This is a genomic window from Paracnuella aquatica (assembly GCF_003332885.2).
Lineage (GTDB): Bacteria > Bacteroidota > Bacteroidia > Chitinophagales > Chitinophagaceae > Flavisolibacter > Flavisolibacter aquaticus.
The window spans coordinates 90,876-107,239 of the sequence record NZ_QOWJ01000007.1; the positions used below are offsets into that span (position 1 = coordinate 90,876).

Genomic DNA, 16,364 nt, shown 5'->3' on the forward strand with positions numbered 1-16,364 from the left:
GCATCCCGTATCTTTTGTGCATTAAATAGATTTCATATGGGAATGATCAAAGAATTCAGGGAGTTTATTGCCAAAGGCAACGTTATTGACCTGGCGGTTGCCGTTATTTTGGGTGCTGCTTTTGGGTCCATTGTTTCTTCGCTGGTTGAAGACGTGGTAACCCCATTGGTGCTGGCACCAGCGCTGGAGGCCGCACGGGTTAAGGACCTTGAGGCGCTTACCTGGGGCGCTGTCAAGTATGGTAAATTTCTGGCTGCAGTGCTCAACTTTCTGATCATTGCCTTTGTGTTGTTCATGATCATTCGCGCCATTAACAGGCTGCACCGCAAAAAGGCCGCAGAAGTGGCCGCCCCGCCTGTGCCCGAGCTTACGCTTTCTGAAAAACTCCTCACCGAAATCCGCGACAACCTGAAGAGTACGAGGGTGTAGCGGAGACAGGAAAGTCGGGAAAGACGGAAAAGACAGGAAAGAAGAAATATACATTCTGTATTTTGTAAATAGTTTAAGTCCTTCGGGTATGCGGCGCTGTTGTCCATTACTTGAAGGACTTTTTTGTGTGTAAATAAAACGCGGCGCTCAACACTACTTTCTTTCCCGTCTCTACTGTCTTTCCCGTCATTCCGGTCTTTCCTAACTAAATTTGCCCTGTGAGCAACACCACCTACCAGATATCACTGCCCCAGTTTGAAGGCCCGTTCGACCTGCTGTTGTTTTTTATTGAGCGGGATGAACTGGATATTTACAACATACCCATCACCCGCATCATCAACGATTTTCTGACCTACATCCACCAGCAGGAGGTATTGAACATCGAGCTTTCCAGCGAGTTCATCCTGTTTATTTCCACCCTCATGCGCATCAAAGCAAAAATGCTGCTGCCCCGCAAGGAGCTCGATGCGCAGGGCAACGAAATTGACCCGCGGCAGGAACTGGTGGACAAAATTCTGGAGTATAAAAAGTACAAAGAAGCCGCTGCCGAAATGGCCCTGATGGAAGCGGAGCGCATGTTGCTGGTAAAACGGGGCAACATTCACAAAGAGCTGTCGCAGGTAGGCGAGGAGGCTGGCGAAGGCACCGAGATACAGGCCATCACTATGTTTAAGTTAATGAAGGCCTTTGAGCGGGCCATGCTGCGCTATCACGAACGGTTCAATAAGCCGGTGCACACCGTGGTGCAGTACAACTACAGCATGGAAACCACCAAATCCACCATGATCTCCATTGCGCAGCGCGACCGTACCCTTTCTTTCGAAAAGATATTTGAAGGCGTGGAAAACAGGGTGCACGCCATTTTTACTTTTTTATCGATGCTGGAGTTGGTGCAGCAAAAGTTTCTGCGCCTGATGGTAGGCGAGGGCCGCAACAATTTTATTTTGGAATACAACGAAACCGAAGAAGGCCAGACCGACGAAGAACGCATGCACCTATTGTAATGATCAGTTGTAGATCCACAACAAGATGGGCTTTTGCGAGCCATCGATCAGCGGTTTGAGGCTGTCTAAAAAATCGGGCGACACCATCGGGCAGCCCAAGCTGGTGCAAATAGGCATCGGGTACGTTTCGCTATCGGGCACACAACCGTAAGAGTGCAGCACCACAAACCGTTCGAACGCTTTTGAGTTGGTGGCATCCAGCCCATGCAGTTTATAGGCTTTGCCAAAATTGCCGCGGTAGCTGTAGCCTATTTTATACCGCCCTAGGGAGCTGCAGCCCGAGTTTACCACGTTTGAAAAAGACGCTTCTTTAAATCCTAAAAGTTCGTGGCAGCTGCCATGCGCCACCAGCCCGCGTTTTACAATTTCGTTCGTTTGCAAATTGTACACAAAAAAGCGGTTGCGTCCGCTGGGGATGCTCATGTCAATGAGGAAACAATATTTGTTGGACAGCTTTTTTTGCTGGATAAACGAAGTGGCGGCATTTGCCCGCATCTTCAAACCGGCCAGCAATGCGGCCTCAGCGTTGGTGGTTGTTTTTTTAGCGCCGCCCGAAAAAGGACTGCCCTCATACCGGAGCACATAAAAGTATAGGGCTGCTACAGAAATTAAAAGGGCTACAACAAGCAAGACACGTTTCATTGGGGTGGGATTGCAGTGAGTTTGGTTTCGATAAATGTATCAAAAAAAGCCGCTCGGGGAGCGGCTTTTTCTATTGAAGGGAATGTGTTTTTTTAAAATGCGGGCACAGTGGCCGGTGTGGGTTCCTTTACCGTTTCCCGAATAGCATCGGCAATGGATTGTGCGTCGTAGCCGCATTCGCGGTGCAGCTCCTTCAGCGTGCCGTGCTCCACAATGCGGTCGGGGATGCCCAAAATCCGCACATCGGCCTTATAACCATGCTGCTGCATAAACTCCAGCACCGCGGTGCCAAAGCCGCCTACAACAGTCCCGTCTTCAACGGTTACAATGCGGCTGTAACGCGAAAGTGCTTCGTGCATCAGCGCTTCATCGAGGGGCTTTGCAAAACGCATGTCGTAATGCGCCGGTGTAATGCCATCAACCCGCAGGTCGCGGATGGCGGCTGCGGCAAAATTGCCGGGGTGTCCAAACGAAAGAATGGCAATGTCCTTACCGTCGCGGAGTTTGCGGCCCGTACCGATCTTTATTTCCTCGAAGGGTTTACGCCAGTCGGCCATCACGCCTTCGCCGCGTGGATAGCGGATCACAAAAGGCATTTTGTTGCTTTCCAGTTGCGAAGTGTACATCAGGTTGCGCAATTCCTGCTCATTCATCGGCGCCGAAATGATCATATTCGGGATGCAACGGAAGTAGGGTATATCATAAGCGCCGTGGTGTGTAGGTCCGTCTTCGCCCACCAGTCCGGCCCGGTCGAGGCAGAACACTACCGGCAGTTTTTGGATGGCCACATCATGCACGGCCTGGTCAAAAGCCCGCTGCATGAACGACGAATAAATATTGCAAAATACCCGCAGGCCTTGTGTGGCCATGCCAGCACTAACGGTAACGGCGTGTTGTTCGCAAATGCCCACGTCGATGGCGCGGTCTGGCATTTTATCCATCATAAACTTGAGCGAACAGCCACTGGGCATGGCCGGCGTAACGCCGAAAATAGCTTTGTTCTGTTCAGCCAGTTCTATCATGGTATGGCCAAATACATCCTGGTATTTGGGCGGCTGCGGCAGGTCGAAGGTTTTTTTGTAGATCTCCCCGGTGATTTTATCAAAAAGGCCTGGCGCATGCCATTTGGTTTGGTCTTTTTCGGCCAGGGCGTAGCCTTTACCTTTTACCGTTACAATGTGCAGGATCTTGGGGCCGGGAATATTGCGCAAGTCCTGAAGGGTATCTACCAACTTGGTAATGTTGTGCCCGTCGATGGGACCAAAATAGCGCAGGTTCAGCGCTTCAAACAGGTTGCTGCTTTTCGATACCATACCTTTTACACTGTGCTCCAGCTTAGAGGCCATATCGCGGGTAAAACGCTTGCCCACAGGGAGTTTGCCCAGCATTTTCCAAACATCGTCGCGCAGCTTGTTGTACGTCTGCGAGGTGGCAATGTCGGTAAGGTATTCTTTGAGCGCCCCCACGTTGGGGTCGATGCTCATGCAGTTGTCGTTGAGGATAATGAGCACATCGGCATCGGCCACGCCGGCGTGGTTCATGGCTTCGAACGCCATACCGGCCGTCATGGAACCATCGCCAATTACCGCCACCGATTTGCGGTCGGCCTCGCCTTTGTATTTTGAAGCAATGGCCATACCCAGCGCCGCCGAAATAGACGTGGACGAATGGCCTACGCCAAAAGTGTCGTACTCGCTTTCGCTGCGTTTGGGAAAACCGGAAAGGCCGCCATATTTGCGGTTGGTGCTGAAATTGTCGCGGCGGCCGGTGAGTATTTTGTGGCCGTAAGCCTGGTGGCCTACATCCCATACCAACTGGTCGTACGGCGTATTGTACACATAATGGAGGGCTACGGAAAGCTCCACCACGCCCAGGGAGGCCGCAAAATGGCCACCATGCACGCTTACCACATCAATAATGTACTGGCGTAATTCATCACACACCTGGAAAAGTTTCTCCTTGGGCACTTTTTTCAGGTCTTCAGGGCTGTCAATAGTACGAAGCAGGTTTCCGGATTCAATTTGCATGTGCACAATTTGATGGTGTAAAAGTAGCAGTTTCCGATTTATAGGCGATGTGCTTGTTTGGGCACACAAGGGTTTGGTTGACTAATGTATTCAATGCAGTATTTACAAAGCCTTACTGAGGGCATCACAAATCCGGTCCGTACGCAGCTATGGCAATGCATCAATAATTATTCCCTGCCCGTTGGCAAAACAACCCGCGGCCCCGCTTGGTTGAAATTTGACCCAATGATAGGGGAATAACTTTTAATCGGGCGGGTAAATGGGAGGTATGCTGTCAAAATACATTTGAACGGCAGCCCTTTTTCCATTTGGATAAGCTACGCCCCACTGGTACCTTTAAGGCGGTGCTTTGCGCCAACTAACGTTTAGATTTGACTTATGAACCGTTCCGTGAAGCGCTACTGGGCTTTCCAAATTATTGGCTGGGGCACCTTTGCCCTCATCAATATTTTCTTCGCTTTTTTGTTCAACATGTTTAGCGAACGGTTTTTGTACCGCCTGATCTTTTACATCGAGATCGGAATCATCTTCACCCACCTGATGCGGGAAGCCATCCACAAAATGGGGCTGGTAATGAAAAGCCTGCAGCAGCAGATCTTTATATTCATTATCCTGGCCGTGGTGTTCGACCTGTTCCTTGTGGCCGTGCAAACACCGTTTGAGCTTATTTGCGGCCTGCTGTCGAAAGAAAAAATGCAGGAACCTTTACATTGGCGGTTCCTGACCAATTTCACCTCCTCCATGCCGCTGCTCTTTATCTGGAACCTCATTTACTTTATGTACCACTACGTGGAAAAAAGCCGCAAGCAGCAAATGGATACCATTAAGCTGGAGGCGCTGGTAAAAGAGCTGGAACTGAAAACCATCAAGGCACACATCAACCCGCATTTTATATTCAACGCCCTCAACTCCATCAGGGCGCTGATTGATGAAAACCCGAGCCGGGCCCGCAAAGCGGTGACCGAACTGAGCAACATCCTGCGCAGTTCGCTGCAGGCAGAAAAAGGCGAAACCGTAAGTTTCCAGGAAGAATTAAAGATTGTAAAAGATTATCTTGCTTTGGAACACATGCGTTTTGAAGACCGCCTGCAGGTAGACTACGAAGTGGACGATGCAACACTAACGCAGCCTGTACCGCCCATGATGCTGCAAACGCTGGTGGAAAATGCCATCAAACACGGCATCAGCAAGCAAATGCAGGGCGGCATGGTCAAAATTCATTCGGGCAACCGCGGCTCCTACCACGAACTGGTGATCCAAAACACCGGCCACCTCAATGGCGGCGCCACCAGCGGCGGCTTTGGCCTCAGCAGCACGCAGGACCGCCTGAGCCTGCTGTACGGCGACCGGGCCCGGTTCGAGATCAAACAGGCATCGCCCACACTGGTGGAAGCAAAAGTGCTTATTCCCTTATCAAACCAATAACCGCACATGAGTATCAAAGCTATCATTATCGACGACGAACGGCTGGCCCGCACCGAACTGCGCAAACTGCTGCAGGAATTTCCGGAAGTGGAGGTGGTGGACGAAGCCGCCAACGCACAGGAAGGCCTGGCCCGCATCGAATCGCACAACCCCGATCTTATTTTCCTGGATATACAAATGCCGGGCAAAACCGGATTCGACCTGCTGTCGGAACTGGACCGTGCCCCGCAGGTAATTTTTACCACCGCCTACGACGAATATGCCCTGAAAGCTTTTGAGGTAAATGCGCTGGACTACCTGCTGAAGCCCATTGAGCCCAAGCGCCTGGCCGATGCACTGAACAAACTGACCGCCGGCGAAAACGGCAACGGCAGCGCCACCAACGGCACCGCCGAAAACATTGCCGAAAACCGCAGCCTGCTGACCGAGCACGACCAAGTGTTTGTAAAAGACGGCGAACGCTGCTGGTTTGTAAAGCTGGCCGACATCCGCCTGTTTGAAAGCGTGGGCAACTACGCCAAGGTATTTTTTGGCAACAATAAGCCACTGATCCTGAAATCGCTGAATGCGCTGGAAGAGCGGCTGGATGAAAAAGTGTTTTTCCGCGCCAACCGCAAGCATATTGTCAACCTGCGCATGATTGAAAAGATTGAGCCTTACTTCAACGGAGGCCTGCTGCTGGAACTGAAAGGTGGCGAAAAGGTGGAAGTAAGCCGTAGGCAAACGGTGAAGTTTAAGGAGATGATGTCGTTGTAGGGAAGTACGAGGTCGGAAGTCGGAAAAGCCCGGAAAGACAGAAAAGACGGAAAAGACAAGTATGAATTTAGTGCGACATTTTTTGCTTTTTTAATTTTGCCTTTTGACTTTCCTTTAGGCTACTTCGTACCTATTGGGTTAATAATCATTAATATATTGCATGCGGCCAGCCAACAGTTGGCCGCTTTTTTTACCACACATGAAAAGAATATTTGTTCCCCTGCTGGTGGCCTGCGCCACCACCGCCTGTGCCCAAAACACCAAGCCAAGTAACGCCGACATTGCCGAAGTGCGCCGCATCGAAACCGTGCTGTCGCACGACAGTATGCAGGGCCGCCGTGCCGGCACACCGGGCAGTGACAAGGCCGCTGCCTTTATTGCCTCAGAATTTAAAAAGGCGGGTTTGCAGCCACTGCCCAATGGTAGCTACCTGCAAAGCTTTAAAGTATTGCGGCCCAAGCAAACAGCGCTGACGGCCACACTCAATGGCGCTGCGCTGGAGGCCAAAAATTTACTGGTCATTACCACCCAACCCGACCTGAAAGTAAGCAACACATCGGGCTACAACACCGTAACCATTGCAGCCGGCGAGAGCATTGCCGAAAAAGCAACAGCCGCCGCGCAGGCGGATCAAAATACCGTGGTATTTGTCGATACTTCGTTCGCCAACATATTTCCCCGCCTGTCCGCATTCAAGCGCCAGTTGTTTGCCGGCGGGTCCAATGTCGTATTCATTATGACCGCGGTGCAACCACAATCTTACGAGGTGTCGGTGCAGCACACATTCGATGAAACGGCGATGGCCAACGTAGTAGGTATTTTGCCCGGCAAAAGCAAAGCTTCGGAGCAGGTGATTTTTTCGGGCCATTACGATCACCTGGGTATTGGCAAGCCGGTGAATGGCGACTCAATTTACAATGGCGCTAACGATGATGCTGCGGGCATTACCGCGGTGATCATGCTGGCCAATCATTTTAAAAAGCAGGGCGGCAACCAGCGTACGCTGGTGTTTGCAGCATTTACCGCTGAGGAAGTGGGCGGTTTTGGCGCACAGTATTTTTCCAAGCAATTTGACCCGGCTAAAGTTGCGGCGATGTTCAACATTGAAATGATCGGCACCGAAAGCAAATGGGGCAAGAACTCGGCGTACATCACGGGTTTTGAAAAAACCGACATGGGCGCAATTTTGCAAAAAAACCTGCAGGGCACTGGGTTTACGTTTCACCCCGATCCGTACCCCGACCAACAGCTTTTTTACCGCTCCGATAATGCCACACTGGCCCGCCTGGGTGTGCCGGCGCATACCATTTCCACATCAAAAATGGACAGCGAAAAACATTACCACACCGTTGACGACGAAATTGAAACCCTGGACCTCGAAAACATGGCCGCCATTATCCGCGCCATTGCCCAAAGCAGCCGCAGCATTGTGGAGGGAAAAGACACACCATCGAGGGTAGATACCAAGTCGCTGAGATAAAGGGCAAATAATGTTGCGGCTTTTTTCCCTTTTGCTGATGATTTGCCTGCATGCTAACGTGCAGGGCCAGCCCGATACCAGCGGCGTTGCTGCGGGCCAACTCGAACATGCACTGGAAGTGCTGGCATCCGACTCGCTTAAAGGGCGGGGCAACTACACGGCGGAATTGAAAAAAGCCGCAACGTTTATTGTAAATAGGTTCAAGGCTGCAGGGCTGCTGTCTTATTTTGATGACAGCGACATGCTGCAGTTTTTTAAAGACGGTGCTTTTTCGGGTGGGCAGGTGCAGGCACTGAACCTGGAAAATTATGATCCCAAAAGGTGGCTGGCCAACGTGGTAGCTATGTTGCCCGGCACCGACAAGCCCGAGGAGTTTATTATTTTTTCGGCGCACTACGATCATTTGGTTGCCGAACGCCGCGGCCGCGATTCGATTTACAACGGCGCCAACGACAATGCATCGGGCACAGCGGCCATGCTTGCACTGGCCCATTATTTTGCCCAAAAAAAAGGCAACAGCCGCACCATTATTTTTTGTGCATTTGCCGGCGAGGAACTCGGTTTGTTAGGTTCCAAATATTTTGTACAAACCATTGATGCAAAAAAAGTAGTGGCCGTTATCAACCTCGAAATGCTGGGGCGCACTGCCGCTGCCGGCAAAAACAGTTTCTTCATCACCGGTTCCAACTATTCCAGCCTTGCCGAAATTGTACGGGCCAATTTAAATGGTTCATCAGTAAAATTGGCGAGGGAACAATACAGCAGCGGCGGCGATCTTTTCCTCCGCTCCGATAATTATCCTTTTGCCCAACTGGGCATTCCCGCCCATACTTTTATGAGCAGCGATGACACCGAAGGCTGTTACCATCGCCCCTGCGATGAAGTACGCACCATCAACAAGGAACACCTGCTAAATGTAACCAACGGGATTATTCAGGCCACCCGTACGTTGGTTGATGGCACCGAACGGCCAAAGGTGTACTCGGTGCCGCGGTAATGTTCTTTACCGGGGATGTATATGCGAAATATGAAACGTTGTAAACCGTTTTAAACAGATAAGATCGAGCAAATAAAGTTGTCGCGGTTGATTAACCAACAATCCTGGAAACCTGGTGCACCGCAGCCGCCATCTCGCCAATCAGCAGTGGGTCTTTTTCCAGCGAATTGCCCACCACTACTACATCGGCGCCGGCCTTGCAATTGAGGTAAGCTTTTTCTGCACTGCGGATGCCGCCGCCCACAATCAGGGGCACCGAAATTTGTTCGGCCACTGCTCTAATCATTTCTTCCGACACCGGCTTTTTGGCGCCGCTGCCTGCATCCAGATAAATCAGTTTCAGTCCCAGCATTTCGCCGGCCAGTGCGGTGCACAGCGCAATATCGCTTTTGTCGGCGGGGATGGGGGCTGCATTGCTGATATAGGAAACAGTTGTGGGCGCCCCGCCATCAATGACCATATAGCCGGTGGGCAACACCTCGAGGCCGCTGCGTTTAACGGCCGGTGCCGACAGCACATGCTGGCCAATGAGCAACTCGGGGTTGCGCCCCGAAATAAGGGAAAGATAAAGCAGCGCATCGGCCGAAGGGCTGATCTGCGCAGGAGAGCCAGGAAACAGGATAACGGGAATGGAGCAACGATCTTTAACGCCCCGGATGCAGGCATCGAGTTGATCGGAAACCATCAGGCTGCCACCGATAAAAAAATAGTCAACAGCAGCATCCAACGACAGTTGTACAAGTTTGTCCAAATGTGCTGGTGCCGCTTTGTCGGGGTCAATGAGTACAGCCAGCGCCTTTCTGCCCCATGTTTTTTGTTCCAAAAGTTTCGGATAAACGGCCATCAGCTTCCCGTGAGTTGTTGTGCGGCAAAAATGCGAAAAGTTTTGGTAATGAACGCCGAAAGGCTGAAGCGGAGTGCCAAAGCATACAAATGGGGCCTGTTCTGTTCCTGTTTTTTGCGGAGCCACAGGGTTTCGCTTTTCCCATTCGGCTGTCTATTTTTTTAATGCATTTCGGTGCTGCGTAAATGAAAATTTGTGCAAACGTTTGTGCTGCCATTGCAAACGTTTGCGCAAGCAACACAACTTGAGCACGACTCAATAGCGGAAAAATAAATTTTATTATCGCATAGGATTTAACAAAGTCATAATCTCTTGCAACTATCCGAATGCTTATGTGTGGGATTAAAAGAGCGGTTGACTTCAAGCATCCTGTTACTAACGATTGTTGCAGAACGATAAACCTGATGACGCCATTGAAATGTTTGGACTAATTGCCGCAATGCAGTTGTGTTTTTGCTAAATGAGAAAAGGATTTTTCTAGAAGAATATGCTGAACAAAGCGGCGATGATCTTGATGCGCCGCTGGGCCGGAGTGTGCCTTTGCAATTTGCTGTAACCATTTGATTTTTTGCGCGGGTAGCGCTTACCCCGAATGAGGCTTTTTGCAGCATGGGGCGGAGCTGTGTGCTGTTGATAACCGGCTGTTTGTATGCTCGAAATCCAGCATGGAATGTTTGCTTCTGTCACAACTAAATGATACGAAAACCTATCGTCTGATTTATTTAAACCCCTCGTAAAATCATGGTCGAAAACAAAGCTAGCTGGTTACAAAATTGTACAAAGCCAAAGTGGGGCCGGCAGGTAAGCTGGCGTAATATTGGCGTTTTACTCACCTTATTGTTGATACAAATTAGCAATGATGTACATGCAGCTCCTGCAGGCGTTGCGGGTGCTGCGCGGTATGATGAACGAACTGCATGGCACCTGTTTGATATGCGCATAACCGGCACCGTTACCGATAGTACCGGTCAGCGGCTTGCCAATGCAACGGTAACCATCAAGGAAAATGGCGCCAAAACATCCACCAACGCGGAGGGCTTTTTTACCATACAGGCGCCGGATGCAGGCGGCACGCTGCAGGTTTCCTTTATCGGCTACCAAACCTTTGAAGTGTCGGTAACAAATGCAGGTCATCAAAACATACGACTGGCGCAACAGGTCAGCGCCAGCGATGAAGTAGTGGTGGTGGGTTTTGGTAAACAAAAACGGGCCAGTGTTGTGGGCGCCATTCAAAGTGTAAAGCCCGAAGAATTGCGCATACCTACCAGCAACCTTTCCAACTCTTTTGCAGGTAAATTGGCTGGCGTTATTGCCGTGCAGCGTTCGGGGCAACCCGGTGCAGATGGTGCATCTTTTTTTATTCGCGGCATCTCTACTTTCAGTGGCGCTACCAACCCGCTGATCATTCTTGATGGTGTTGCTGTATCAGCCGGCGACCTTAACGCACTGGCGCCGGAAGTGATCGAAAGCTTTTCCATTCTAAAAGACGCTACCGCTACGGCAATATATGGGTCGAGGGGTGCAAACGGTGTGATGATTGTAACAACTAAACGCGGTAAAAACCTGGACAAGCCACGCATCAACATTCGCATTGAAAACTCCGTTGCTGCGCCTACTTCCGTTCCGAAATTTGTAGATGGTGTGCGGTTTATGGAGTTGTACAACGAAGCGGTAATTGGCCGCAGCACCGGCGAAATTCCATATTCCGCAGACAAGATCGAAGGCACACGACAGGGGCTGGATCCATACCTGTACCCGAGTGTAAATTGGTACGACGAACTGTTTAAGTCGACCGCAATGAACCAGAGCGCCAACGTAAACGTAATGGGCGGCGGGCAAAAGGTGGACTACTTTATGAGCGCCACATTTAACCACGACAACGGCATTCTCAAAAAATCGAACCTGCATACCTACGACAATAACATTTCGGTGAAACGCTACTCGTTTCAAAACAACCTGAATGCACAACTCAGCCCGTCGACCAAGTTTGCATTGCGGTTGAACACACAGATCCGCGATTATCATGGACCGGCTAAAGATGCCAACGCCATTTTTGGCGATGTGATGAATGCCAACGGTGTTGATTTTCCCGTGATGTTTCCATCGGCGCCGGGCAGCAACGATATTCGTTATGGTGGTAAAAGCGGTGGCCGTGTAAATGATGGGTACATCAACCCATTTGCCGAAATGGTAAGAGGCTATACCGATAATTTTCAAAGCACCATTGTAGCCACAGTTGATGGCGAACAGCAACTGAATTTTATTACGCCCGGCCTTGCATTTAAAGCTTTGGGTTCGTTTAAAAATTGGAGTAACACCAACACCAACCGCTCGAGGGGATACAATCAGTTTTTGGTAGACAACATCGTGAAAAATCCCGACGGAACAGTATCCTACGACCTGACACGAGTGGGCACGGTGCAGAATGAAACACTGGGCACCAGCACTGCGCATAGTGGCGACCGCACCATTTATTTTCAAACATCGTTGGATTATAACCGAACTTTTGCCGGCGTGCACAACGTGTCGGGCCTGTTGCTATACAACCAGCAGGAGTATAATGTAAACAACCCCGATGGCTTGATTGCATCGCTGCCCAGAAGATCGCAGGGGTTTGCAGGCAGGGTAACCTATGCCTTTGACAACCGCTATATGCTGGAAGCCAACTTCGGCTACAATGGTTCGGAAAATTTTGCCGAAGGAAAGCGCTTTGGATTTTTCCCGTCGGTTGCGGGCGGCTATGTGGTGAGCAACGAAAAGTTTTGGGAGCCGCTTGAACGTTCCATTAAAACATTAAAGCTGCGCGGCTCCTGGGGTTTGGTGGGCAACGACCAGATCGGTGGGGCACGCTTTGTTTACCTCTCCGATATCAACCTGGGCGGGCAAGGCTACACCAGCGGCGTAAACCAGGATTATACCCGCAATGGCCCCAGCTACCTGCGTTTTGCCAACCCCAACATTACCTGGGAAGTGGCAGAAAAAATCAACGTGGGCATGGACCTTTCACTGGCCAACGGCATCAACCTGGTGGTGGATATATTTAAGGAAAACCGCAAAGGCATCTTCCTGCAGCGGCAGGTAATCCCCGAATCTTTTGGTACGCTGGGCACCACGGTTTATGGCAACCTGGGTGCGGTGCGCAACCAGGGCATTGATGTTTCATTGGATTATACAAAGGCCGTTTCCCGCGATCTGCAGGTAACGCTGAAAGGCACATTTACCTATGCACACAACACAGTGGTGGAAAACGATGAGCCGCCATTTACCAAATACAAAAACCTGTCGCTGGTTGGGCATCCCATTAACTCGCTGCTGGGCTACCAGGCCGAACGCCTGTTTATTGACGATGCCGAAGTGGTGAAAAGCCCGTTGCAACAACTGGGTGGCTTTGTAACGGCCGGCGACATCAAATACCGCGATATTACGAACGGCATTGATGGCCTGAACATGGTGAACAGCGACGACCGTGTGTACATGGGCTATCCCACCATCCCGGAAATTGTTTATGGTTTCGGGCCTTCGTTCCGGTATAAAAAGCTGGACCTCTCTTTCTTTTTCCAGGGTGTAACCAACACTTCATTTTTTATCAATGGCTTTCATCCATTTGGCACCAGCGATCAGCGCAATGTGCTGCAGTTTATTGACGACAACCGCTGGAGCCCCGGCAATCCAAACATTTTTGCACAATATCCGCGCCTGAGCAAACTCGATAATCCAAACAACACAGCCAACTCTTCGTACTGGCTGCGTGATGGCTCGTTCCTCAAACTCCGGAATGCTGAAGTGGGCTACAACTACAAGTTTGCCCGCATTTATTTAAGCGGCTTCAATCTGCTCACGTTCTCCAAGTTCAAGCTGTGGGATCCGGAGCAGGGTGGTGGCAATGGCCTGGGCTATCCTACAAAGCGCATTGTAAACGTAGGTGTGCAACTGGGGCTATAATGTGATGTTGCCTGTTGTAGCAACAAGAACGTAAACACAAAAGACAAACAAACAATGAATGTAAAAAATATAATCATGCTGTTGCTGTTGGTGGGCATTGCAGCATCGGGTTGTCAAAAGTACCTGGACATTGTACCGGACGAACGGCCTACCGAAAAAGACGCATTCAAAGACATTTATGCGGCTGAAAATTTCCTGTATTCCTGTTATGCGCCGCTGCCCAATCCCAGGGCGGGCACGGGTTCCATCGACCTGTTTACTACGGATGAAGTGGTAACGGCATTCGAGCATGAAACCTTTGCGCAATTTCCAAAAGGCACATTCACTGCATCCAACCCGGTGATCTCTTATTGGAGCACGCTATACAAAGGCATCCGGCAGTGTTATATTTTAATACAAAATATTGACAACACACCGGGGCTTGACCAGGCCCGCAAAGTGCAGTACAAAGCCGAGGCAAAATTCCTCGTCGGTTACTATCATTTTCTGCTGGCCCGCATGTATGGGCCCATCATCATCCAGGATGGTATTGCCGATGTGGAAATGGATGCAGGCCGTTATCCATCGCGGTCTACTTACGATGAGTGCATTTCGTTTATTGTAAACAAACTGGATGAAGCGGCTGCAGAATTACCCCTGATGCCCATTTCGCCCAACGAGTTTGGCCGTGCAACGAGCATCGCTGCAAAAGCAATCAAAGCCCGTGTGCTGTTGTATGCAGCATCGCCCCTGTTCAATGGCGGCGGTGGCGAGGAGGCAAGCTTTTACACCAACTTTACCTCCAAAGAAGGCGTGAACCTGATACCTGTAAACTACGACCGGGAGAAATGGAAAAAAGCCGCTGATGCGGCTAAGGAAGCCATTACATTAGCAGAAAGCAATGGCTACCAGTTGTACCGCTACAATGCTTCGGTTGGTTCCGAATTGCCTGCCAATCCAATTGAAAAGGACCTGCGGTTTACCATCATCGACCGCAATTCACCGGAAGTGATTTTTGCCGATACACGCCGCGAAGGCCTATATGATTTCCAAAACAAAAGCACGCCGTTTATTCAAGGCACATCGTGGAACGGCATAGCGCCAACGCTGACCATGCTGGAACAGTTTTATACAAAAAACGGGTTGCCCATCGAAAAAGATCCGGAGTTTAACTACAATGGCCGCTATGAAATTGCTGCAGGCGCCAACGGCAACACACTTGCGCTTAACCTTAACCGTGAGCCCCGGTTCAATGCATGGATTGGATACCACAATGGCATGTATGAAATTACCAGGGGCTCGCAAAAGCAGCTCCTGATGAAGTTCCGGAAAAACGATGCACATGGCATACAGGGTCGCAGCAATAACTATTCGCCTACCGGTTACCTGAACAAAAAAGGCGTACACCCGCTGTTGGTGCAGGACCAGTTAAGCGTTACGCAAAACTACCCCTGGCCCGTGGTGCGGCTGGCCGAGTTGTACCTCAATTATGCCGAAGCACTCATTGAATACGGCGATGATTTGGCCACTGCCAAAACCTATATCGACCGGGTACGCACCAGGGCGGGCATCCCCACTATCGACGAAGCATGGGCACCCATTGGCGGCGCTGCCGATAAAGCTACGCTGCGCAGCATTGTACGCCAGGAGCGCACCATTGAGCTGTACCTCGAAAACCACCGCTTTTGGGACCTGCGCCGTTGGATGACTGCAGCGGAATATTTGAATGTAAAAGCAAAAGGCATGAACATACAGGGCGCCACCGATGAAGAATTCTTCAGGGTTTCGGAAGTGGTATATCCGCGCAGCTTTCGTTCGCCTGCATTTTACCTCATGCCCATTCCCATTGCGGAGATCAACAAAAATGAAAACCTCATTCAAAACCCCGGTTATTAATTGCCCAAGCATTGCATTATGAACAAATACATTTTTCTGCTTTTTGCAGTGGCGTTTTTTGCCTGCAAAAAAGACGAAGCCGACCTGCCTCAGCCTTCTGATATTTCCAACATCCAGGCCGAGCCCCGGGTAGGCGGTGCGCTGGTAAAGTGGACCCTGCCGGCCGACAGTAATTTTTTGTACCTCGAATTGAGTTATGAAAAGAAAGGGGCGAGGGTGGTGCAAAAAGTAAGCAAGTATACCGACTCTGTTTTGGTGTCGGGGCTGCTGAACAAGCTCGAATACAATTTTGACGTGCAGCCGTTCAATGCTGATGGCAAAGAAGTGGTGGCCGGTACAAAGCTTACCTCGGGCATGGTACGCCCTGTGCGCCGCCCCATCGATACCAAGTATTACCCCGAGCAACTCACCAAACTGGCCGTTACCGATGCCATGATTGAAACCTACACGCAGGAAGTTTCGGAAGGGCCGAAGATGAACCTGGTAGACAACAACCCCAATACGTTTTGGCATTCGGCCTGGTCGAACGGAGTGGCGCCGCTGCCGCATTGGGTTAAAATCAGTTTTGCCGAACCCACGGCAATGGGCGCCCTCCGGTATTTTTTCCGGAACAACGCTTCGCAAAACGGCCGCCCCACACAATTTGCTTTGGAAACCAGCGACGATGGAATTACCTGGAACCGCGTGTGGACATCGGCTGCGGGCCTGTCGGTAGCCACGCCGGTAACCGAGGAAAAAAAGCTGCCTTTTGATAAAAACTACACCTCGCGTTATTTCAGGGTGATGGTGCTGGCCACGCAGGGCAACACCACTTATGTAACCCTCGGCGACATGAGCTTTTACACGATGAAGGAAGAACTCACCGACATGGAGCAACTGGCCGAGGCCAATTATTAAGTGTCCGTTTCATTTGTAGTGTGCAAAGGGTGCCGGTTAAAATGCC

General features: G+C 50.6%; 12 protein-coding genes. 9 read left to right on the forward strand and 3 right to left on the reverse strand.

Going from position 1 to position 16,364, the window contains the following annotated elements; all coding sequences use genetic code 11:
- The first annotated feature begins 36 nt into the window (after positions 1 to 36).
- Both mscL and DRJ53_RS11765 read left to right on the forward strand, forming a co-directional pair.
- Positions 37 to 429, forward strand: coding sequence for a large conductance mechanosensitive channel protein MscL (gene mscL / locus DRJ53_RS11760; RefSeq protein WP_114235831.1), 393 nt, complete (start codon positions 37 to 39; stop codon positions 427 to 429).
- 218 nt (positions 430 to 647) lie between these two features.
- Entirely contained in the window at positions 648 to 1,433 is a 786-nt protein-coding gene (locus DRJ53_RS11765) for a segregation and condensation protein A (protein WP_114235832.1), read from the forward strand.
- 3 nt (positions 1,434 to 1,436) lie between these two features.
- On the opposite strand, the gene DRJ53_RS11770 is transcribed toward DRJ53_RS11765, so the two are convergent.
- Positions 1,437 to 2,075 (reverse strand): murein L,D-transpeptidase catalytic domain-containing protein, encoded by a 639-nt coding sequence (locus DRJ53_RS11770; protein WP_114235833.1) that lies wholly within the window; start codon positions 2,073 to 2,075, stop codon positions 1,437 to 1,439.
- A gap of 92 nt (positions 2,076 to 2,167) precedes the next feature.
- Positions 2,168 to 4,102 (reverse strand): 1-deoxy-D-xylulose-5-phosphate synthase, encoded by a 1,935-nt coding sequence (gene dxs, locus DRJ53_RS11775; RefSeq protein ID WP_114235834.1) that lies wholly within the window; start codon positions 4,100 to 4,102, stop codon positions 2,168 to 2,170.
- Positions 4,103 to 4,480: 378 nt separating this feature from the next.
- Here dxs and DRJ53_RS11780 point away from each other — a divergent pair, with 378 nt between their 5' ends.
- From DRJ53_RS11780 to DRJ53_RS11795, 4 genes are all read left to right on the forward strand, one after another.
- Positions 4,481 to 5,527 carry a sensor histidine kinase gene (locus DRJ53_RS11780; protein WP_114235835.1) on the forward strand — a complete coding sequence of 349 codons (1,047 nt, stop codon included), beginning with the start codon at positions 4,481 to 4,483 and terminating at the stop codon, positions 5,525 to 5,527.
- Between the two features lie 6 nt (positions 5,528 to 5,533).
- Entirely contained in the window at positions 5,534 to 6,283 is a 750-nt protein-coding gene (locus DRJ53_RS11785; RefSeq protein WP_114235836.1) for a LytR/AlgR family response regulator transcription factor, read from the forward strand.
- Between the two features lie 199 nt (positions 6,284 to 6,482).
- Positions 6,483 to 7,763, forward strand: coding sequence for a M20/M25/M40 family metallo-hydrolase (locus DRJ53_RS11790; protein ID WP_114235950.1), 1,281 nt, complete (start codon positions 6,483 to 6,485; stop codon positions 7,761 to 7,763).
- Positions 7,764 to 7,773: 10 nt separating this feature from the next.
- Positions 7,774 to 8,760: a M28 family peptidase gene (locus tag DRJ53_RS11795; protein WP_114235837.1), complete on the forward strand. Its 987-nt coding sequence runs from the start codon at positions 7,774 to 7,776 to the stop codon at positions 8,758 to 8,760.
- A 91-nt stretch (positions 8,761 to 8,851) separates the two neighbouring features.
- On the opposite strand, the gene DRJ53_RS11800 is transcribed toward DRJ53_RS11795, so the two are convergent.
- Positions 8,852 to 9,604, reverse strand: coding sequence for a phosphoglycerol geranylgeranyltransferase (locus DRJ53_RS11800; RefSeq protein ID WP_114235838.1), 753 nt, complete (start codon positions 9,602 to 9,604; stop codon positions 8,852 to 8,854).
- An 837-nt stretch (positions 9,605 to 10,441) separates the two neighbouring features.
- Here DRJ53_RS11800 and DRJ53_RS11805 point away from each other — a divergent pair.
- The 3 genes from DRJ53_RS11805 (at position 10,442) to DRJ53_RS11815 (ending at position 16,318) form a co-directional block, all read left to right on the forward strand.
- Positions 10,442 to 13,546, forward strand: a complete 3,105-nt coding sequence (locus tag DRJ53_RS11805; RefSeq protein ID WP_162303861.1) for a SusC/RagA family TonB-linked outer membrane protein — start codon at positions 10,442 to 10,444, stop codon at positions 13,544 to 13,546.
- A 75-nt stretch (positions 13,547 to 13,621) separates the two neighbouring features.
- Positions 13,622 to 15,421, forward strand: a complete 1,800-nt coding sequence (locus tag DRJ53_RS11810; protein ID WP_206609766.1) for a RagB/SusD family nutrient uptake outer membrane protein — start codon at positions 13,622 to 13,624, stop codon at positions 15,419 to 15,421.
- An 18-nt stretch (positions 15,422 to 15,439) separates the two neighbouring features.
- On the forward strand, positions 15,440 to 16,318 hold the full coding sequence (locus DRJ53_RS11815) for a discoidin domain-containing protein (protein WP_114235841.1): 879 nt from the start codon (positions 15,440 to 15,442) through the stop codon (positions 16,316 to 16,318).
- Positions 16,319 to 16,364: the final 46 nt, after the last annotated feature.